We start from the raw sequence: 20,706 nt of genomic DNA, 5'->3' as shown, positions 1-20,706 counted from the left end.
TGCTGTCAATCCGCCAGGAGACGAATCGATGATGTCCCTTACAAGTGCCGCGCAGTTCGGGTCGCCCAAGCGCCCCCAATCGACGCTGCGCAGCGTATTCGTGGGCGTGGTGGGCCTGTTGTTTGTCCTGCAACTCTGCCTGGTGCCCATCGTGCATGCGCAGGAAGGCAAGTTCTTGCCGCCAGATGAAGCTTTTCGCTTTTCGGCTGCCGCCCAAGAGCCGAAGGCACTTTTGCTCACCTTCGACATCGCCAAGGGGTACTACCTCTACCAGGAACGTTTCCATTTTGAGGCGCAAACTGCCGGTGTGGTTCTGGGTAAGCCGGCGTTTCCGCCTGCGCACAAGAAGTTCGACAAGAATCTTGGCCACGAGGTCGCGCATTACCGCACTCAGGTCGTGATCCCGTTGCCCGTGGACGCGGCGCCGGGCGCCTTCAAGTTGCAGGTGACCTATCAGGGCTGCTCAGATCAGGGGTTGTGCTATCCACCGATCGACAAGACTGTCGACGTCAGCCTGAAGGGCTTTGGAGGCCAGGGCACTGCGAGCATCGAGGGCGATACGGGCCAGACGACTGCCACAGCCGCCGCGGGCGGTCTTCTGCGTGGATTGTTCGGCGGGGCGGGCACTGCGTCCTCGCCGGGGAAGACGGCGGCGAGCGGCCTTGCAGCAACCTCCGCAGGTGCCGTGCCCAGCTCACCAAGCACGGCGACGGTCGCAGAGACTGGCCAAGTCGGCGCCGGCGAGACATCACGCATCGGGGCAGCGTTGGCCACCGGAAGGCTGCTGTCGATCGTTCCCATGTTTCTGCTCTTCGGGTTGCTGCTGGCATTTACGCCCTGTGTGCTCCCGATGATTCCCATTCTGTCGAGCATCATTGTCGGCCATGGAGCGAGCGTGTCGCGAGGGCGCGGGTTTGCCCTAGCCGTCGTGTATTCGTTAGGCATGGCCTTGGTCTATACGGCGTTTGGCATCGCGGCGGGCCTCCTTGGGCAGGGCTTGGCGGCTGCGCTCCAGGATCCAGCGGTGCTGTCCGCATTCGCCGCGCTGTTGGTCGTGTTGTCGCTGTCAATGTTCGGCTTTTATGAGCTGCAGCTACCCAGCCAACTGCAGAGCAGGCTGTCGAACACGTCGGGCAAGCTTCAAGGCGGGCATTTCGCCGGGGTCTTCATCATGGGCGGCCTGTCGGCACTGATTGTCGGACCCTGCGTAGCCGCTCCCCTGGCGGGTGCCCTCCTGTACATCAGTCAGACCGGAAACGCCTTCATCGGCGGTGTTGCGTTGTTTTCGCTCGCCGCCGGCATGAGTGTGCCGCTGCTCATCGTCGGCCTGGGCGCTGGCACGCTTTTGCCCCGGGCAGGTGCCTGGATGGACGGTGTGAAGAGTTTCTTCGGCGTGCTGCTCATTGCAACGGCGCTGTACATGATCACACCGGTACTGCCTTCTTGGCTGCTTATGCTGGCTTGGGCAGCGCTGCTCATTGTCAGCGCCACATACTTACGCGCATTCGATCGCTTGCCGGATGACGCCTCGGGCTGGGCCCGGCTGTTCAAGGGTTTTGGGGTCGTTCTGGCCATGCTTGGCGCTGTACTTGTTGCCGGTTTGGCTGCAGGAAGCCGCGATATCCTGCAGCCACTGGGTGGACTCGAGCGCGGCGGCGCAGCGGCCGCACAAGTCACGGCGCTGCGATTTTCTCGCGTCAAAACGGTGGCCGAGCTTGATCGCACTGTTGCACAGAGCAGCAGGCCTGTCATGCTTGATTTTTACGCTGACTGGTGTGTTTCGTGCAAAGAAATGGAACATTTCACATTCACGGATCCTGCAGTGATGCGAAAGCTCCAAACCGTGACCCTTGTCCAGGCTGACGTGACAGCAAATAATGCGGATGACAAGGCGTTGCTCAAGCGCTTCGATCTGTTTGGCCCACCGGGGATCATCTTTTTCAGTGGCGGCAAGGAGGTCGGACGCGTCGTGGGCTTCGAGGATGCAAAGACGTTTCTCGCCTCACTCCAAAGGGCGGGCGTTTAGCGCTCGGCGCCGACCCCGGCCGATTCCGGAAGGATCGCCTGGCGCACCGAATCGAGCCAAGACGATTTCTTGATCGCAGAACCTTGGAACGGATTCGTGCTGCGGCATTGCTTGCGGCGACCGCCCGCAAGTCCGCAGCCGGGGTTGCTTAGGAAACCTCAACGAGGCAATCGTAGAAGCATGGTCCAGCGCCGAGATCCGTGAGGCGCTGGTGGGTCAGTGCATTGACGTTGACAGCTCCAACTGAAAGCTTGCGCCACCAGATGCCGAAGGCCACCACTTGCCCGGGTCGTGTGCGTGGACTCACCCGCACGCGGCAGGCGTAGCTGCCACGATCATTGAATGCGCGCGCCATCTGCCCGTCGGCAATGCCCCGCGACGCCGCGTCCTGTGGGTGTAGCAGCATGACTGGCTCGCCTTCGCTGGCTTGCAGGGAAGGCACATTGACGAATGTGGAGTTGAGAAAATTGCGCGCAGGCGGCGAGATCAGGGCCAGTGGGTATCGCGCTGCGAGTTGTGGAGCAGTCGCCTCGGATTCGTAGGGAAGCAACACTTCGGGCAGCGGGTCGCGCCCGGCAGCAGCTTCACGCCCGGACCAAAACTCGCATTTTCCAGAGGGGGTCGGAAAGCCCCCTTGCGCAAAAGGTGCTTCGGGCACTGTGAGCTTCATCCACCCCTGTTCACGCAATGCCTTGAAGGTGATGGCGCCATTGCAAGGGTCAGCCGCAATGGCCTGCGCCGCAATCTGTTCGTCGGTTTCGGCAAAGCACGCTTCGGTGAAACCCATGCGAGTGGCAAGCTCACGGAATATCTGGCTGTTGGGCTTGGCCTCGCCAAGCGGGTCAATGGCTGGGTTATTTGCCAGCCAGTAGCGGTGGCCGTAGGCCTTATGCACGTCAAGGTGTTCTAGCTGGGTCGTTGCCGGCAGCACATAGTCTGCGAGGTCAGCGGTATCGGTTTGGAAGTGCTCAAGCACCACGGTGAACAGGTCTTCACGAGCGAAACCCTTGCGCACCGCTTCACCGTCGGGCGCGACCGCCATGGGATTGGAGTTGTAGACGATGATGGCTTCGATGCGGGGGCCAAATTCCTGGCTCGTTGGGCGTTGAAGATCATCGCCGATGGTGGACATGTTGATTACGCGGGGGGCACGCCCGGCAAGCAGATCGGGGCGTTCGAGCGCCTCGGTGTTGACTGCGAAATGGTTGGAGCTGGACAGCAGGACACCCCCTGCCGGATCACGCCAGGCACCGATGAGGGCTGGCAAGCTGGCGATGGAGCGCACCGCGTTGCCACCACCGCGCACGCGCTGCAGCCCGTAATTGACACGAATGGCAGCCGGCCGCAGCGTGCCATAGTCCGATGCCAGTTCTCGGATCTGCTCGGCTGGCACGCCGCACACTGCCGCGGCACGCTCGGGCGGCCACTGCAGTGCGCGCTCGCGCAGTGCCTCAAAGCCCAGCGTGTAGCGGTTGATGTAGTCCTGATCGAGCCAGCCATGGGCGATCAACTCATGCATCAGCGCATACGCCAGCGCAGCATCAGTGCCTGGGCGCAGCTGAATGTGCTCGTGGCATTTGTCGGCTGTCTCATGGCGCCAGGGGTCGATGCACACCAGTTTGGCACCGGCGCGCTTGGCGCGCTGTGCATAGGTCCAGAAATGCAGGTTGCTGGTGATGCTGTTGCTGCCCCAAATCAGGATCAGCCGGCTGTGCGCGAATTGCTCCACATCCATGCCGACTTTGCCTCCGAGGACCGCATCCAGCCCCGCCCCTCCTGCGGCAGAGCAGATCGTGCGATTGAGTCTGCTTGCCCCCAGCTTGTGAAAAAACCGCGCAGCCATGGCTTCCCCCTGCACCAGGCCCATGGTTCCCGCGTAGCTGTAGGGCAAGATGGCTTCGGGGTTGCGGGCACCAATTGTGCCCAGCTTCGCGGCAATGTCATGGAGCGCCTCGTCCCAGCTGACCTGTGTAAATTGCCCGCTGCCCTTCGCACCGACTCTCTTGAGCGGATGCAGCAGGCGCTGGGAGTGATAGGTCCGCTCGGTGTAACGCGACACCTTCGTGCAAAGCGCACCATGGGTCGTGGGATGATCCGGATCCCCACGCACAGCGGTGGCTACGCCGTCTTCTACCGTCACCAGGAGGGCACAGGTGTCAGGGCAGTCATGTGGGCATGCGCCGCGCACTGTTATTGCGGGACGTTGAGTGGGGGCAAGGTCAGCCATGGCAAAAGTGTGGTGGGGCGATCGGCGCGACAAACGCCAAGTGTAGGCCGCACCCATGCCCTCGATCGGCGCTTTGGGCGGGCCGCCGCTGTTTGGGTGAAAATGCATCAGCATTCTTGACCCATACACGGGAGACGTCCATGCAGATCATCGACTCCATCGTCGCCGAGGCACCACGTTTTCGCGATATCCGGCGCGATCTTCACGCGCACCCGGAGCTGTGCTTTGAGGAGCACCGCACGAGCGACACCATTGCCGCGCTCCTGGCTGAGTGGGGCCTGGAGGTGCACCGCGGGCTGGGGGCACGGGCGTCGTGGCGGTGATCAACGGCAGTTTGGGGCAGGGCCGTTCGATTGGATTGCGTGCGGATATCGATGCGCTACCCGTCACTGAAAAAAACACGTTTCCCCACGCCAGCGCCCACCCAGGCAAGATGCACGCCTGCGGCCACGACGGACATACGACCATGCTTCTGGCGGCCGCGCACCACCTGAGCCGGCACCGTGACTTCGCGGGCCGGGTGGTCTGCATTTTCCAGCCAGCGGAGGAGGGCGGTGGGGGAGCGCGCGAGATGATCAAGGATGGCCTCTTCGATCGATTCCCTGTTGACGCCGTGTTCGGGATGCACAATTGGCCAGGCATACCCGCCGGGCACATGGCGCTGCGTGCCGGTCCGGTCATGGCCTCGAGCAATGAGTTCCACATCATCGTGCGTGGCAAGGGTTCACATGCAGCCATGCCCCACCTTGGGCTGGACCCGGTGCCCGTGGCATGCCAGATGGTGCAGGCCTTTCAGACGATTCTCACGCGCAACAAGAACCCTCAAGACGCTGCGGTCATTTCCGTCACCATGATCCATGCCGGCGAGGCCACCAATGTCGTGCCGGACACGGCCGAGGTTCAGGGTACGGTGCGCACGTTTACCAACGAGGTGCTGGACATGATCGAGTCGCGCATGCGCGAGGTCGCGACGCACATTGCCGCCGCGTTCGGAGTGCAGTGCGACTTCGCGTTCCGGCGCAACTATCCGCCCACGATCAACCATGCCGCCGAGACCGAATTCGCTCGCAGCGTGATGATTGAACTCGTAGGTCAGGACGCTGTGCACCGGTTCGAGCCGTCGATGGGTGCGGAGGACTTTGCGTACATGCTGCAGGCCCGGCCGGGCGCCTATCTCATTATCGGTAACGGTGGCGGCGATCACCGCAGCGCCGGCCATGGCGCCGGCCCCTGCACGCTTCACAACGCGAGCTACGATTTCAACGACGAGATCATCCCCCTGGGGGCCAGCTATTGGGTTCAACTCGCGCGACGCTGGCTGGCGCAGGACTGAGCGCGCGGGGCCGGTACATCACACGTGCTGCTTTGCCGGCGACGCGGACCCCCCGGTCGCGCGCCCCCGTTGTCTGGGAATCAACAGGGGCGTTCCGCTCTGAACAGATGCCGCGCATTCCCCTCCCTCCCTCGCCCGGCCCGACGCGCAGCGTCACCGAGACGTAGCCGAGCGGGCAGGAGGGGGCAAGCAGGCGGTTTGCGCTTGCTGTTCCGTGTTTGGATAAAAGGGGTATCCGGATTTGGCTGTGTTTTCCCACAACGAAATCCGGATTTTCCCATCGACGCAACGAAGGGCTTTCGACTTGCAATTTGCGGCGCCTTACATTAAAGTAAGGAATAGCAGGAGCCGCCGCATGACAACCGCAACCATCACATCCAAAGGCCAGATCACGATTCCGGCCGAGGTGCGCCATGCGCTCGCCGTCGACGCCGGGGACCGGGTGGAATTTGTCCAGATCGAGTCTGGACAGTTCCTGTTCGTGGCGGCGAATCGGTCTGTGACGGAGTTGAAGGGCATGTTCGGCAAGCCGGCCAAGGTCGTCTCCATCGAGGACATGAACGCGGTCATCGCCGCCCGCGGAGCCTCAGCGCGATGATCGGTCTGGATACCAACGTGCTGGTCCGCTACATCATGCAGGACGACGCCAGGCAGGCGGCCAAGGCCACGACGCTCATCGAGAGCCTTTCAGCGGCGGCACCTGGCTTCATCACCCTTGTGTCGGTCGTCGAGCTGGTGTGGGTGCTGTCGTCCTGCTACGACCTGAACCGCTCACAAATTGCGCAAGCGCTGGAAGTCATCCTCCGATCCAGACAATTGGTCGTCGACCAGGCCGAACATGTCGTGCGTGCGCTGCGTGCCTTCAGTGCGGGCAGCGCGGACTTTGCTGACTGCATGATCGAGCGCATGGCTGCTTCCGCAGGTTGTGCACAGACGATGACCTTCGACTCGGCTGCGGCGAGGACTGCTGGCATGACCCTGATCCGTTAACCGGGATAGACCTGGCGCGTTGGGCATCCACAGCCAAATCCGGAGATCCTTGCAAACCCGGCCCCGTTCCGTACGAGCCATCAACACAGTCGACGCGGGCAGCCTGCTTTGGGCCCATCGCCTTGCCGTCATCGGCCAGGGCAAGCTTCCGGTGCCTTACCTTTGAGCGCGGCGGCGCCGAGCTTGTGAAGGTTCGCTGCCTGCTCCTCGGTCAGACCATCGAGCACCCAAGTCGTGGCCTGCATGTCCAGGTTGCGTTGCACCACATGGGCGCTACTCACACCCTTGGCTTGCATGTTGGCGAGCTGCGCTTGCGCGGCTGCCTCGGTGCTCAGCACCCCGAGCGATATGCCTGGCATGTAACGCGGCCGGTCGGGTACCGCAGCGTAGCTGCCGTCCTTCAGTCCCAGACGTTGAAGCTCGCCGAGCTTGCGCTTGAGTGTGTCAGTGTCCGGGTATGGCCCCATCAGCACCATCCATTGCGGTGGAAGTGGGCGTTGCTTTTCCACCGGTGCAAACCCGGCCGCGCGCAGGGCCGCGCCGACGGCAGAGCTTGCCGTCAGGTAAGGTCCGAGTTGCAAGCACACGGGGTTTTTGACGGTTTCCGCGCCAGATGCAGCAGCCGCCGGCGCGGAGCCAACGGGGGGTGGAGCCGGGTTTGCCTCGGACACTGCGGCCGCAGGGATTGAAGCGGTGGACGCGCGACGCTCAGGCGCCGATGCGGGCGTCGCATCAGGCATGACGGTGCGCGCAGCAATGGTCAGGCGCTCCGGATGGATTTGCTGCCGCAGGCGCTGCGGTTCACCGACCGTCGTCGGCCCCAGACCTGCCGCGCGCAGGTATCCGTGCGACCAGGCAAAAAACCCGAGGTTGGCCAGAATCAGAAGCAAGACGATGGTGCGCAGCATGGCGGCAGGTGGCGGGTCGGTCGAGGCGAGCAAGGGCAATCAGGGCGATCCTAACGAGGCTCCAGCTCCAGCTCCAGCCAGACGCAGTGATACATCGCCGCTTGACACCCGGCGCAAGCCTTGGGGCGTTTCAAGCAAGAGGCACCCGGAGTCATCGACGCCCAGGGCTATCCCCGTATGACGTGTCTCACCTTGGTCAAGAACCGCCACCGCCTGGCCCGTCCATGCGTGCAGATGATTCCAGGCATCGATCCAGGGGGCCAGGCCCGATTGCGCGAAGATGGGAAGACCGGCAAGCAGGGCTGGCGCAAGCTTGTGCAATACCTCCCAGCGATCGGGTGGATTGCTCCCGATGGCATCCAGTCCCGTTGCGTGCGGCATGTCGGGCGGCGTGCGCAGGTTCAGGCCGATGCCGATCACGGCCCAGCGCGCCTGGGGTGTGTCGGCCAACTCCACGAGAACCCCTGCAACCTTGCGCCCATGGAGCAATACGTCGTTGGGCCACTTCAGGCGCGCCTCCCGGGACCCCAGGCCACGCAGGCTTTGCGTGAGCCACACCCCCACTGCCACACTAAGCCCCGCAATGGCCGCACCGGGGGCGAAGGGCCAAGCCAGCGAGGTCAGCAAGCTGTTGCCTGCGTCCTGCCAGACACGCGCCTGGCGCCCACGCCCTGCAGTCTGGTGGCCGACCACCAGAAGTTGGGGGCTCAACGCCCCACCGCCTGCGCGCACACGCTGCAGCAGGTCGGCATTGGTCGATGTCGTCTGCTCCATCCAGCGCACGCTGCAGGCGAGGTTTTGCGCGGCAAGTTGACCCTCGAGGGTTTGTGCCTTCTGCGCGTCGATGGAGTGGAACGTGTCGGAGCGCATGGGCGTCAGCGCTTGGGAGCAAGCATGGTGCCGCGGCAGGTCGGTGCGCCGCAACGGCATGCATATTCGCGCTTAACCCTGGACGTATAGCGCGCGTCCAGACTCAAGCGATAGTCGTAGAAAAGCTCCTCGCCCGCGGAGATGTCGCGCAGTGCATAAATGAATACGCGCTCGCCTTGCTGCCGTGCTTCGCAGTTGGGGTCGCATGCGTGGTTAATCCATCGTGCGCTATTGCCGCCTACATTCGCGTCAATCACGCGGCTGTCATCGAGTGAGAAGTAAAACGTATGCGTAGGTTGCAAAGGGTCGTGCGGATGCCGGCGCTGGGCCTCATCCCAGGAGATGCGCTCGCCCCGGTATTCCAAAATGCGGTCGCCTGCCGCGATGGTGAAGCGAGCGAACACACCCTTGCCGTGCACCGGAGACGTTCGCACCTCCGTTTGACGCGGCTTCACGCGTGCGACACCTGGCGCGGCGCGCCCAACCTTTGACAGGGATGTTGTGTGCTCGGTTTTCAAGGCTTGGTGGAAACTGGTTAAAGTAGAAAAAGAGAAGCGCGTGCGCCACCCAGCTTGGCGCCTCGCGCGGAATGCTTCCACGCCGGCTGCAGTTCGGGGCGGCCATAGAACACGCCATGCACGCTCAAAGACGATATTCCGAGCGAAGGAATTGTAAGGAGACCCACCATGCACGAGCAGCGGCGCACCCATTTCAAAGCTTTTGTCGCTGGGGTCGTGGCCGCCATGCTTGCCCCGGTAGTGCGGGGGCAAGCGATGACGCAGGCCGTGGCGATCGGGGGAGGCAAGCAGAAGAACTCCGCTTCGCTTCCGAGTGTGGGCAGTGCATTTGGCTTGCCCTCCGGCATTGCGCTCATGAATGGTGAGGAGTTGCATGCGCGGGACCTTCAAGGCAAGCTGTTGGTCTTGGAATATTGGGCGACATGGTGCCCGTTTTGCGCGCGCCAAATGCCCCATCTGGAGGAGCTTTACAAAAAGCAGCGCGGGCAGGGCCTCGTGGTTCTCGGTTTGTCTGTTGATCGGGAAGCTGCCGAGGTGCCAGCCTATATTAAAAAGCACGGCGTGAGTTTTCCCGTAGCCTGGCTGTCGGCTGAGCTTTCCCGCCAGTTGCCTAAACCCGCCGGTCTCCCGGTCACCATCGTGATTGGCCGTGATGGCCGCGTGAAGATGGCTGAAGCTGGTGAGATGTTTCCTGAAGACATTGCTGGCATCGCCAAATTTCTCTAAGACACCATACAGCCATCCATGAGCAAGACTTTAATCATCGCTGAAAAGCCCAGCGTCGCGCAGGACATCGTGCGTGCGCTCACACCCACTGCCGGCAAGTTCGAGAAGCATGACGAGTATTTCGAAAGTGACACCTACCTGGTCACATCCGCCGTGGGGCATTTGGTGGAAATCGGCGCACCCGACGCTTTTGAGGTCAAGCGGGGCAAGTGGAGCTTCGCCAATTTGCCGGTGGTGCCAACTCACTTTGACCTCAAGCCCATCGAGAAGACCCGATCGCGTCTGTCGGCCATCGCCAAATTGCTCAAGCGCAAGGACATCACTTCCGTTGTCAACGCCTGCGACGCGGGGCGCGAGGGCGAACTGATTTTCCGTTTGATCCAGCAATACGCCAGCGCCAAGCAGCCGGTGCAGCGGCTGTGGCTGCAGTCGATGACGCCGCAGGCCATTCGCGACGGCTTTGCGCACCTGCGCAGTGATGCGGAGATGCAGCCGCTCGCTGCGGCAGCGCGCTGCCGCAGCGAGGCCGATTGGTTGGTCGGGATTAACGGAACCCGTGCCATGACGGCCTTCAACTCGCGTGACGGGGCTTTTTCCTGACCCCGGTCGGCCGGGTGCAAACGCCCACGCTCTCGGTGGTGGTGGCGCGTGAGGAGCAGATCCGCCGCCACATTGCGCGACCATATTTCGAGGTGCAGGCACAGTTCCACGCTGCTGCCGGAGGCTATGTGGGCAAGTGGTTCGATCCTGCGTTCAAGAAAGATGCGAATGATGCTGACCGACGGGCAGACCGGATCTGGGATCGTGCCCAAGCCGAAGCCATTGTGGCTGCATGCGCGGGTAAAACCGCCGAGGTGCATGATGAGTCGAAGCCCGCTACACAGATCTCTCCAGCCCTGTTTGATCTCACCACGCTGCAGCGCGAGGCCAACTCGCGCTTTGGTTTTTCAGCAAAGATGACGCTGGCATTGGCACAGTCGCTATACGAAAAGCACAAGGCGCTGACCTATCCGCGTACCGACTCGCGCCATTTGCCCGAAGACTATGTGGCCGTGGCTCGCGACACGCTCAACGTTCTGGGCCAGGGTGAAGGCGCAGCCGCGCCGTTGGCTGGCTACGCCCGAGCAGCTTTGGACCGCGGTTACGTGAAGCCCACCAAGCGGGTCTTTGACAACGCGAAGGTGTCAGACCATTTCGCAATTATTCCGACCAACCATGTGCCCAAGGCGCTCAGCGAGGCGGAAGCCAAGTTGTACGACATGGTCGCGCGCCGGTTCCTCGCCGTGTTCTATCCCGCGGCTGAATTTCTCGTGACCACGCGCCTGAGCCGCATTGGCACGCATCAGTTCCGTACCGAAGGGCGCATTCTAGTTGTCCCTGGATGGCTGGAAATCTACGGTCGCGCGCAGCAGGGAGACGACGCCAATCTCCCGTTGGTCCAGCCTGAAGAGGCGGTCTTGGCCGAGAGCGTGGAACTGTTGGAAAACAAGACCAAGCCACCCGCACGCTATACGGAAGCGACACTGCTCAGTGCAATGGAAAACGCCGGCAAGATGGTCGACGACGAAGACTATGCCGAGGCCATGGCGGGCAAGGGTCTCGGCACTCCAGCGACCCGTTCGAGCATCATCGAAGGGCTGCTTGCCGAACAGTACATGCTGCGGGAAGGGCGCGAACTGGTGCCCACTGCGAAGGCCTTTCAGCTCGTGACCCTTTTGCGTGGCCTGGGCGTGGAGGAACTCACCAAACCCGAGTTGACGGGTGAGTGGGAGCACAAACTGGCGCAGATGGAGCGTGGGCAGATGGAACGCGACGCCTTCATGCGCGAGATCGCTGCGATGACAGAGGCCATCGTCAAGCGAGCAAAGGAATTCAATCGCGACAGCGTGCCGGGGGACTATGCCACGCTTGATACACCATGTCCGAATTGCGGCGGCGTTGTAAAGGAGAATTACCATCGATACGCCTGCACGCAGTGTGATTTTTCCATCGGCAAGCACCCGGGCGGCAGGAGTTTCGAGCGGGCCGAGGTGGAGCAGTTGCTGCGCGACAAGCATCTTGGGCCGCTGACCGGATTTCGCAGCAAGATGGGCCGTCCGTTCTCGGCCGAGCTTCGACTTGTTCGTGAGGGCGGTGAGGCGGCTCAGGGTCAATGGAAACTGGAGTTCGACTTCGGCCAACCCACCAGTGGCGAAGGTGCCGAAGCCCCGGACTTTACTGGCCAGGAGCCGCTGGGTGTTTGTCCCAAGTGCAGTGGTGCCGTGTACGACGGCGGCAGCGCCTACGTGTGCGAACACAGCGTGGGTCCGGCTCCCACCTGCGACTTCCGCACCGGCAAGATCATCTTGCAGCAGCCCATTGATGCGGCACAATTGCGCAAGCTGCTGGCCGACGGCCGCACCGATTTGCTCGACGGCTTTGTCTCGGCGCGTACCAAGCGCAAATTCAAGGCTTATCTCGTGCGTCAGCCTGATGGAAAGGTGGGTTTTGAATTTGCCCCGCGTCCGGGCGCGGCTGCGAAGTCAGGCGCGCCGGCTTCCAAGGGTGCAGCACGCAAGGCGGTGTCGCGGAAGCCGCCGCAGCGCAAGGCCGCGGGCTGAGGTTTGCCGCCCCGGGGCGTACATCCGGCCGGGCACTCAGCGCTGCCACTCCGTGCGCTGCGGCGTTGAGCCAACTGCGGGGTGAGGACGGGCGGCGCAGGGTGGTGCGAATTCCGGGGCCGGTGCTGCGAACACGCAGCTCAGGACCGGGCGCCCAAGCTACGGGCCGGATTCACCATGCCTGCCATGGACTGACTTGCAGGATTCAGCGTGGGGGTTCGGCCTCTGCAAGGTGGATGCGCACGACGAGCCCAGGCGTGTTGCTGGCGCTGCACGCAGGGTTGTCGGCCAGTTCCACTGTGGCTCCGTGCTGGCGGGCAATTTCCTGCACGATGGATAGCCCCAGCCCGCTGCCGTCGTGGCCGGTCCCCAGCACGCGATAAAACGGACGGAAAACCAATTCCCGCTCCGACGGGGCAATGCCCACGCCGGTGTCTTCGACACTCAGGGTGGATTGCCAATTGGTCGGATCATCCTGCAGCCGCACGGCCACGCTTCCACCAGGCGGCGTATAGGCGATGGCGTTATCCAGGAGGTTCTTGGTCAGTTCGTGCAGGAGCAGAGCGTGTCCGCGCACCCAAAGTGGCCCGGGTGGTGCCTCAAACTCCAGGTCAAGCCCCTTATCCAAAGCCATCGGCGCGAGCTCTTGCACGGCGTCGCGCACCGGCGTGCGCAGATCCAACGTGGTGGAGGCGCCCTGCGAGGCGACGCCCTGGTTCTCCGCACGCGCCAGCGACAGGAGCTGGTTGACCAGACGCGTGGTGCGCACGACCGAGAGGCCGATCTGCCTGAGACTCGCCCTCAGCTCGTGTGTGTCGGTCTGGCGTGCTGCAAATTCGGCCTGCATGCGTAGTCCGGCAAGCGGCGTCTTGAGTTGGTGTGCAGCGTCGGCGATGAATCGCTTCTGGGTATGAATGGACTGCTCCAGGCGCCCCAGGAGACCGTTGATCGAATCCACGAGGGGGGCAATTTCCTCCGGCGCCTCGCGCTGATCGATCGGGCTCAGATCATCGGGTCGGCGCCGGCGGATGCGCGCCTGCAATTCATTGAGGGGAACAATGCCCTGGCCCAGCCCGAACCACACGAGCAGGATGGAAATGGGCACGATGACGAACTGCGGCAGGATGACGCCCCGCACGATATTGCGTGCGAGCGCGGTACGGCTCGCCAGCCCTTCAGCGACTTGGACCAGTAGCAATGCGGGCTGTTTGCCATCGGCAGCGTGCACGCTGCGCAGTGCGTGCGGAGGCATAGGCCCCCTTGGCGGCGCTGTCGGTTGTGCAGCTTGGCCAGTGCCCGCTTGTACCCCAATGGGGACCCAGCGCCAGGCGATACGCAGCTTTTTTCCCCCCACCATCGCGTCGCGCAGGTGCAGTCCGTCGCTCCACGGCGAGGCTGCGTCGGGGGGTAGTGGAAGGGCAGGGTCGCCGCCCAACACTTGGCCCGAAGGCGCGCGTAGCTGCATCAGTACAGTGTCCTCGCCTGTAAGCGCATCGGTGCGCGCCTGACCAAGAAGCGGCAAGGCCGTGCCAGGGCTACGCTGGGCCAGCTCCGCCAAGACGGCAATGCGTCGCTCCAGGCCTTGGTCGAAGGGTCGGGTGGCGATGGCTTGCGCCACCAGATAGGTAATGCCGATGGATAGCGGCCACACCAGCAGTAGCGGCACCAGCATCCAGTCGAGAATTTCCCCGAACAACGAGCGCTGGCGGCGTTTGGGCACAGGTGAGGCCGGTTGCGCTGGCGATCCGGCTGCGGTTTGGGCGCGGCCTGCGTCATCTCCCCCGAGCCGTCGATCCGGCTGGGCTAGTGAGTGGGGGGCATCAGACAAGATACGACACGCCGGCACGCTCGGTTTGGGGTGCGCAAAGCCGCCGGGTCATGCCGCGTGCTGCGGCTGGCCGGGGATTTTTTCCAGACAGTAGCCTAGGCCCCGCACCGTGGCAATGTGCACTGGACCCACCTCGATTTTCTTGCGCAGGCGGTGGATGTAGACCTCGATGGCGTTGGTGCTGACTTCCTCTCCCCATACGCAGAGATGATCGACGAGCTGATCCTTGCTGACCAGCCGGCCCGCTCGTTGGAGAAGCACCTCCAGCAGCGCGAGTTCGCGCGCAGAAAGGTCCACGACTTTGTCGTCGAGCATCACGACGCGACCGGGAAGATCCACGCTTAGTGGACCATGTCGGATGACGGAGCTGGCGCCGCCCATGCCGCGCCGGGTGAGCGCCCGCACACGCGCCTCCAATTCGGCCAACTCGAACGGCTTGGCCATGTAGTCGTCGGCGCCCAAATCCAGGCCGCGCACCTTGTCTTCGACATTGTCCGCCGCTGTGAGGATCAGCACAGGCAAAGAGTTGCCGCGGTTGCGCAGGCGTCGAAGGACCTCGAAGCCGGGCAGACGGGGTAGGCCAAGATCAAGGATCAGCAAATCGAATTCGTTGGTTTGCAGGGCGCTGTCGGCCGAGGCGCCGTCACCGACCTGGTCCACGGCGTAGTGGCTCGCACGCAGCGAGCGGGTCAGGCCATCGGCCAGAACCTGGTCGTCTTCGGCGATCAGGATGCGCATCGCAGTCTCCTCGTTGTGAGCCAGCATCGAAGGCTGGGTTGCAACGATTTTAGGCAGCAACTGCTTGCGGGCGCCATCTCGCCGCGCCAATGCGCTATTTCGTCTCAGCGCACTGTGGGTTGCCTGCAAGGCCTGCCAAGGCCACAGGTAGGGGTCCGGACAGTTGGAGTTGCACGGTACGGGTCGGGAAGGCGAACTCCACGCCCATGGCGCCGAAAGCGCGCATCAGCCCCAGGTTAATGGCCTGCTGCGTATCCATGTAGGCGCCATAGTCCGAGGTTTTCATCCAGTACACGACTTCGAAGTTCAGGCTCGAGTCGCCGAAATCCTTCAAGTGGGCACGCTCAAAGCGCGCTTGCTCTTGGCTGACGATGATGGACTGCACTATGCCAGGTACGCGCTCGAGCATGTCGGCAGCGGTGTTGTAGGTGACGCCGATGGTGAACAGGATGCGCCGCTCTTGCATGAACTTGTAATTGCGTAGGCGCGCCTTCGTGAGGTCGGTGTTGGAGAACACCAGCATCTCGCCGCTTATGGATCGGATACGCGTGGTCTTCAGGCCAATGTTGTCAACCGTTCCCGAAAAGCCGTCAATGACGACGAAATGCCCGATCTGGAACGGTTTGTCTAGCACGATGGACAGACTGGAGAACAAATCCCCCAAGATGTTCTGCAGCGCCAGGCCTACCGCGATGCCGCCCACACCCAACCCTGCAAGCAAGGTCGTCACGTTGAACCCAAGATTGTCCAGCAACAGCAGCGCCACCAGTGACCACAACATCAAACGCGCTAAGAAGCTCATGGCTGCCAGTCCCGTCGCCGTCTCCGGGTCGTGCTGCATCGCGCGGTCACGTGATGATTTGATCCAGAAATCAAGGAAACGAGCAGCCCAAAGTCCGATCTGCACGAAGAGGCCGATGGCGGCAATTGCCGCCGCCCAGCGTGCACCCTTGGGTGGAAGATTCAGGTTCTCCACCAAAGGGTACAGCGCCATGGCTCCGACCAGGAGGGCGTAGGTGCCGGCAATCGCATGGACGAGCGCATCGTCCCAATGCGTCGATGTGCGGGTGGCGATCGCTCGCAGACGTTTGACGATGATGTGCTTGGCTGCGACGGTCAACAGCATGGCCAGGACCAGCCAGAGCGCGGCCAGAAGCCAGGCAAGCAAAGTGTTTCCAACTACGCGGGTTTGCAACCAGGAGACCATGGATCTTCCCTTTCGTGGATTTGTGCGCGGTGGTCGTCACGCGGCGGCAACTGCACCGGCCCTGATGGCGCAGCCGAGAGCCATCAGGGCATTTCGAAGGTCGTGGGCAGCAAAGAGGCAGCCCAGTGAGTCGGCGCCTTGCGCATGGCAAGGCATGGTGCGAGCGGGACTCTATCTGTATCCCAAAGCCTTGGCAGAGCGCATTGAAACGTGTGAAACGCCTGGCTTCATGAAGTGGGCAGGGATGCAGCCGTCATCCGGTCCCAAAAGACATGGGGGGACAAGGACGAGCCCTCGCAGTTGTTTCCGCGCACTCGTTGACCGGGATGAGTAAGTTGTTAATTGTAAATAATTGGGCTGTCTCTATAAACAAACAAAATACCAAATTGGCAAGCATTTTCAAGATAATGTGCGGCACGACAAACGTTTAGTAAATATCACCCTGCATCATCTGTGACGCGGGTGGTGCCGCAATGCCGCGCGGAGCACGAACCCATCGATGCGACTCATTGCGGCTCGATGGCGCAATGTTCGCTGTAGGAATCGCCGACTTGGAGCCGGAACCGCTGTCATCTGGCCTCGACGTGCCAAAGGTTAGCGGGCAGGTCAGGCGCTGCGCAGTGCCTCGTCGAGCAGCGCTTCAATTGCGCCCCAACCGCCGGCGGCACGCGGGTCATTGATCAACGCCGTCACGCTCAGGCGCCGGCCTGCAGGGGTCTGCACATAGCCCGCAATGCTCAGAACATTGCGCAGGCTACCGGTCTTGGCGTGGATCAGCCCGGTTTCTGGACTCCCGGCGAATCGGCGTTTCAGCGTGCCGTCCTCGCCCGCCAAGGGCAGCGAGGATACGAATTCGGGCATCACCGGACTGGCCCACGCAGCGCGCAGCAGGCGGTTGATGTCGCTTGCGGAAATGCGCGCGGTGCGCGATAGGCCACACCCGTTGTCAAGAACAAGGTCGGACATGCCGAGTTGGTGCGTGTCAAGCCATTGCGCGGTGGCCTGGGCGGCTTTGCCGAAATCAGCAGGCACTCCAAAAGTCTGCACGGCAAGTTGCAGGAACACCTGTTGCGCCATCACATTGTTGCTGTACTTGTTGATGTCGCGCACGATCACGGCCAGCGGTTCTGATTTCCAGGTCGTCAGTGGCGTGGCGGTCGAGGGCAGGCGGCCCGATACAACCTGACCGTTCCACTTGATGCCGACTTGCGCAAAAATGGCGGCCAGGATGGCCTGCACGAAGCGATCGGCCGGCAAGGGTGCTGCAATGTTCCAAGTCTGGTCGTCGCAAGCGGCGGCGTATTGTCCGGCGAAGGCTGGTGTGAGCGGATCGGCGAAATTGGCTCGCAGGCGACTCTTCCATGCCCCGCAGGCGCCGCCGGTCAGTTGGGGCCGTTGGGTCACCGTGAAGCCAGAGAGTGGCGGCTCAGTGGTAATGCCAACCGAATCGGATTGCGGCTCGGCCTGAAAGCCCAGGCGCACGGCACCGAAATTCAGCAGGAACGCGTCGGGCCCGACGTTATATGGGGCCAGGGCGTCCTCATCAAAGACAGCCGGGTCATGCGGCGGCAGAGCGTAGATGCTGCGGTCGATGAGGACGTTACCGTCGATTGTGCGCAATCCGAGGTCGCGCAATCGCTGGGCCACGCTCCACAGGTTGTCGGCCATCAGATGTGGGTCACCGCTGCCGACAAAGGCCAAGTCTCCGGACAGCACACCGTCGTTGAGCGGCCCGACGGCGTACAACGGCGTTTCCCAACGAAACGCCGGCCCGAGCAGGTTGAGTGCGACAAAGGTTGGGACGAGCTTCAAGACCGAGGCCGGATTCATGGCCTGCCCAGCGTTGATGGATAGTTGTGGCCGCGTGTCGTCCAGCGCCTGGATGATGAAACTGCAGGAGGTTTCGGGGATGCGAGCCTGGCGCAGAGCCGCAGCGATAGAGCCCGGTAGGCGCCGGCTGGCCCAGCCCTGTGCATGTGCGGTGAAAGCGGTGCCCGCTGCAAGCGGGGCCAAGGCCACTCGGGCGCAGAAATTGCGACGGCTCGGATTCATGTGCAGTGGGCGGCTGTATGGCGTGGGTGACTGCGCCGCATGCTAAGGCAAGTCGGAGGCCAACTGGCCGTCAAAATTTCCATGGGCCTCACGAGGGGCGTCGCTGCGGTTTCGGCGCGCAGATGAACGCATACGGATGCTGCGCCGAGCGCGACAGCGACGTCAACGCTTCGCGTACCGGCCTCGCAGCAGGGATTGCGGCGTCCATGCATGGAAAACCTGCCGGTCGGATGTGCGGCCGCCAAGGCAGGCGCAAGTGCCGAGGAGGCGACACGTCGGATGCCGGCAGTGGTGCGACCACCTGATTTGCTGGCAGGCTGATTCTCGATGCCCCACGCTCCATTCGAAAGATGCCGCAGCTTGCAGCATCGTGTGAGACTTTTGCCGATGCGGCGATTCGGAGCAAGCCCATTCCGCGGCTAAACTCGGGCCATTACAGCCGTCAATCTTCCTCCAAGCCGCTCGGCGCCCACACAGCTTGCATGCACGCACCCTTGCCCGTCCTCGCTTTTGACTGCAGCACCGAATGGGTTTCGGTGGCGCTTGACCTCGGTGCGGCGCGCGTTGTGACGCGGCGCGAACCCGGTGGTGCGCGTGCCTCGCAGCGTTTGCTGCCGCTTGTGCAAGAGGTTTTGGCCGAGGCTGGTATCGGCCTGCGCGAAGTGGGGCTGATCGGATTTGGCGCGGGACCCGGCGCGTTCACAGGGCTTAGGGCGGCCTGCGCCGCTGCCCAGGGACTGGCATTTGGGCTCAATCTGCCGGTCGTGCCAGTTCATACGTTGCTGGCTGTGGCCGCTTCGGCCGTCACGGACGCGCCCCTCGTGCTTGCAGCCGACGATGCGCGTATGGGAGAAATCTACTGGGCCTTAGCTTCGCGAACCCCTGCAGGGGATTTGCACCTGCAGGACGACGCCCGAGCCGATGCGCCGCCGGCATTGGCGCAGGCATGGACCGAACGACTGGGTGACGTGCCCCGAACGGGGCTTGCTCTGTGCGGAAACGCGTGGGCTGAGCACGGCGCGTCGCTGCGGGTGGTCCTGCCTGCAGGGTGGCAAGACATTTTGGCCTCGGCACTGACGGTCGCGCCTGAAGCCGCCGCAATTGCTGGGCTCGCGCGTGCCGCGCATGCACGTGGTGAAAGCGTGACCGCTGTGCAAGCGCAGCCGATTTACGTGCGCAATAAGGTGGCGCTGACCAGCGAGGAACGCATGCAGGCGCGCGCGGCGGCATCACAGGCGGCAACATGAACATGTGCCCGCGCATTCCCCTTCCTCGCCCGGCCCGACGCACAGCGTCGCTCAGGCGAAGCCGACCGGGCAGGAGGGGGTCAAGCGGGCGGTTTTCGCTTGTTGTTCGGTCTTTGGCTGGATAAAATACCAGCATGCAACGGCGCAACGTCACGCTCAAGCTGTACCCCAATGCCGCGCGAGCTGCGCGGCTTGAGGCGTGGACACGGTTGCACTGCGAGTTGTACAACGCGGCACTGGAAGAGCGCGTCGTCGCCTGGCGCAAGGCGGGCAAGTCGATCAGCGACTTCGACCAGCAAAACATCCTGCCGCAGATCAAGGCCGATCGGCCAGAGTTCGTGGAGCTCGGCAGCCACGCCTTGCAGCAGACGCTGCGGCGGCCGGATCGCGCATTCCAGTCGTTCTTCCGTCGCGTCAAAGCGGGACAGACGCCCGGATTCCGGCGGTTCAAGGCGGGCAAGTGGTTCTCCGGCTTTGCCTATCCCGACCCGGCTGGCTGGAAGCTCATGCAGCACGGCGGCCGTGGTGCCACGCTGCGCATTGGCAGTGGAGACACGGCCCTGTCCGTCCGGGCGCGCGGGCTGCACCGCTTCGGCGATCAGGCAAAACCCAACGATATCACCCTCACGCGCAAAGGTGGTGGGTGGTTCGTGTCGGTGACGCTGCGCGTGCCCGATGCGGCGTGTGCGCGCGAGCGCACCGCCGACATGCGGCGTGGCCTGGATTTCGGGATCAACGACTGGGCGACATTCGACGAGGGTCCGCCCATCGCGAACCCGCGCTGGGTGCGCGAGGAACTGCCGCGCCTTGCAGCGCTGCAGCGCCAGCGCGCCCGCAAACGCAAAGGTTCCGTGCGGCACAAGCGGCTTGGCCATGGCATCGCGCGGCTGCATGACGGGATTTCCAATCGGCGCCGGGACTTCGTGCACAAGGCAACAACCAGGCTGGTGCAGCAATGCGCCGTCCTGGCCACGGAGCAACTGACTCCGAAGACCATGAGTCGCAGCGCGAAAGGCACGGCGGAGACACCGGGCCGGCGCGTACGGCAGAAGGCCGGACTCAACCGCGAGATTCTCTCGGCAGGGTTCGGCATGGCGCATCCGATGCTGGCGTACAAAGCGGAAGAAGCTGGTACGCGGCTGCATCTGAGCAATACGCGCCAGCTCAAGCCGTCGCAACGCTGCGCGGCGTGCTGGGAGATTGTGCCCAAGACGCTCGCAGACCGCATGCGTGTCTGCCCGCACTGCGGGCATGTCATGCAACGCGACCAAAACAGCGCGTTGGTAGTGCTCATCGACGCATTCAACACGCAGGACACGCCTGGGACGGGCGTGGCGGCGAGACCCAAACCTCTGCCCCGGCAACGCGGCAAGTCCAGGTCTGTGACCCGCGAAACCCCAGCTACAACGCCATGCGTTTAGCGGCGGGAGAGTTCA

The 20,706-nt window shown here is 63.0% G+C and carries 14 protein-coding genes and 2 pseudogenes; 8 read left to right on the top strand and 8 right to left on the bottom strand.

Features of this window, described 5'->3' with window-relative positions:
- The first annotated feature begins 28 nt into the window (after positions 1-28).
- On the top strand, positions 29-2,026 hold the full coding sequence (gene dsbD / locus CD04_RS0116810) for a protein-disulfide reductase DsbD (protein ID WP_231480675.1): 1,998 nt from the start codon (positions 29-31) through the stop codon (positions 2,024-2,026).
- Between the two features lie 148 nt (positions 2,027-2,174).
- Here the strand turns inward: dsbD and CD04_RS0116805 are convergent, their stop codons facing one another.
- Positions 2,175-4,253, bottom strand: a complete 2,079-nt coding sequence (locus CD04_RS0116805; protein WP_031408867.1) for a molybdopterin-dependent oxidoreductase — start codon at positions 4,251-4,253, stop codon at positions 2,175-2,177.
- A gap of 140 nt (positions 4,254-4,393) precedes the next feature.
- Here CD04_RS0116805 and CD04_RS22150 point away from each other — a divergent pair.
- From CD04_RS22150 to CD04_RS0116790, 3 genes and pseudogenes are all read left to right on the top strand, one after another.
- Positions 4,394-5,586, top strand: a pseudogene (locus CD04_RS22150) (M20 aminoacylase family protein).
- Positions 5,587-5,941: 355 nt separating this feature from the next.
- Positions 5,942-6,184, top strand: coding sequence for an AbrB/MazE/SpoVT family DNA-binding domain-containing protein (locus CD04_RS0116795; RefSeq protein ID WP_031408865.1), 243 nt, complete (start codon positions 5,942-5,944; stop codon positions 6,182-6,184).
- Entirely contained in the window at positions 6,181-6,576 is a 396-nt protein-coding gene (locus CD04_RS0116790) for a PIN domain-containing protein (RefSeq protein WP_031408863.1), read from the top strand. Before CD04_RS0116795 ends, CD04_RS0116790 begins: the two co-directional genes overlap by 4 nt.
- 128 nt (positions 6,577-6,704) lie before the next feature.
- Here CD04_RS0116790 and CD04_RS0116785 read toward each other — a convergent pair whose 3' ends face one another.
- Genes CD04_RS0116785 through CD04_RS23345 form a run of 3 tightly spaced genes read right to left on the bottom strand, consistent with a single transcriptional unit; the run spans position 6,705 to position 8,809 of the window.
- Positions 6,705-7,517: a sporulation protein gene (locus CD04_RS0116785; protein WP_156030318.1), complete on the bottom strand. Its 813-nt coding sequence runs from the start codon at positions 7,515-7,517 to the stop codon at positions 6,705-6,707.
- A gap of 6 nt (positions 7,518-7,523) precedes the next feature.
- Positions 7,524-8,354 carry a biotin--[acetyl-CoA-carboxylase] ligase gene (locus tag CD04_RS0116780; RefSeq protein ID WP_051849368.1) on the bottom strand — a complete coding sequence of 277 codons (831 nt, stop codon included), beginning with the start codon at positions 8,352-8,354 and terminating at the stop codon, positions 7,524-7,526.
- 5 nt (positions 8,355-8,359) lie between these two features.
- A complete protein-coding gene (locus tag CD04_RS23345) occupies positions 8,360-8,809 on the bottom strand; it encodes an SET domain-containing protein (protein WP_051849508.1) in 450 nt (149 codons plus the stop codon).
- Between the two features lie 318 nt (positions 8,810-9,127).
- On the opposite strand from CD04_RS23345, the gene CD04_RS0116770 reads away from it, so the two are divergent.
- Together CD04_RS0116770 and CD04_RS22145 are read left to right on the top strand one after the other, a co-directional pair.
- A complete protein-coding gene (locus CD04_RS0116770; RefSeq protein ID WP_231480674.1) occupies positions 9,128-9,598 on the top strand; it encodes a TlpA disulfide reductase family protein in 471 nt (156 codons plus the stop codon).
- Between the two features lie 18 nt (positions 9,599-9,616).
- Positions 9,617-12,198, top strand: a pseudogene (locus CD04_RS22145) (DNA topoisomerase III).
- A gap of 205 nt (positions 12,199-12,403) precedes the next feature.
- On the opposite strand, the gene CD04_RS0116760 reads toward CD04_RS22145, so the two are convergent.
- The 4 genes from CD04_RS0116760 to dacB all read right to left on the bottom strand — a co-directional run bounded on the left by CD04_RS0116760 (position 12,404) and on the right by dacB (position 18,023).
- Positions 12,404-13,918, bottom strand: a complete 1,515-nt coding sequence (locus tag CD04_RS0116760) for a sensor histidine kinase (protein ID WP_051849367.1) — start codon at positions 13,916-13,918, stop codon at positions 12,404-12,406.
- A 156-nt stretch (positions 13,919-14,074) separates the two neighbouring features.
- A complete protein-coding gene (locus CD04_RS0116755) occupies positions 14,075-14,764 on the bottom strand; it encodes a response regulator transcription factor (protein WP_031408849.1) in 690 nt (229 codons plus the stop codon).
- Between the two features lie 94 nt (positions 14,765-14,858).
- Positions 14,859-15,971 carry a mechanosensitive ion channel family protein gene (locus CD04_RS0116750; RefSeq protein ID WP_031408847.1) on the bottom strand — a complete coding sequence of 371 codons (1,113 nt, stop codon included), beginning with the start codon at positions 15,969-15,971 and terminating at the stop codon, positions 14,859-14,861.
- 606 nt (positions 15,972-16,577) lie between these two features.
- Positions 16,578-18,023 carry a D-alanyl-D-alanine carboxypeptidase/D-alanyl-D-alanine-endopeptidase gene (gene dacB / locus CD04_RS0116740; RefSeq protein WP_031408844.1) on the bottom strand — a complete coding sequence of 482 codons (1,446 nt, stop codon included), beginning with the start codon at positions 18,021-18,023 and terminating at the stop codon, positions 16,578-16,580.
- 482 nt (positions 18,024-18,505) lie between these two features.
- Between dacB and tsaB the strand changes: the two genes are divergently transcribed.
- Together tsaB and CD04_RS0116725 are read left to right on the top strand one after the other, a co-directional pair.
- Positions 18,506-19,270, top strand: a complete 765-nt coding sequence (tsaB, locus tag CD04_RS0116730; RefSeq protein WP_031408843.1) for a tRNA (adenosine(37)-N6)-threonylcarbamoyltransferase complex dimerization subunit type 1 TsaB — start codon at positions 18,506-18,508, stop codon at positions 19,268-19,270.
- A 134-nt stretch (positions 19,271-19,404) separates the two neighbouring features.
- Positions 19,405-20,691 (top strand): RNA-guided endonuclease TnpB family protein, encoded by a 1,287-nt coding sequence (locus CD04_RS0116725; protein ID WP_038168480.1) that lies wholly within the window; start codon positions 19,405-19,407, stop codon positions 20,689-20,691.
- The last annotated feature ends 15 nt before the right edge of the window (positions 20,692-20,706 follow it).

The organism is Thiomonas sp. FB-Cd (assembly GCF_000733775.1).
GTDB lineage: Bacteria > Pseudomonadota > Gammaproteobacteria > Burkholderiales > Burkholderiaceae_C > Thiomonas_A.
This window is presented reverse-complemented; position numbering and strand designations above follow the sequence as displayed.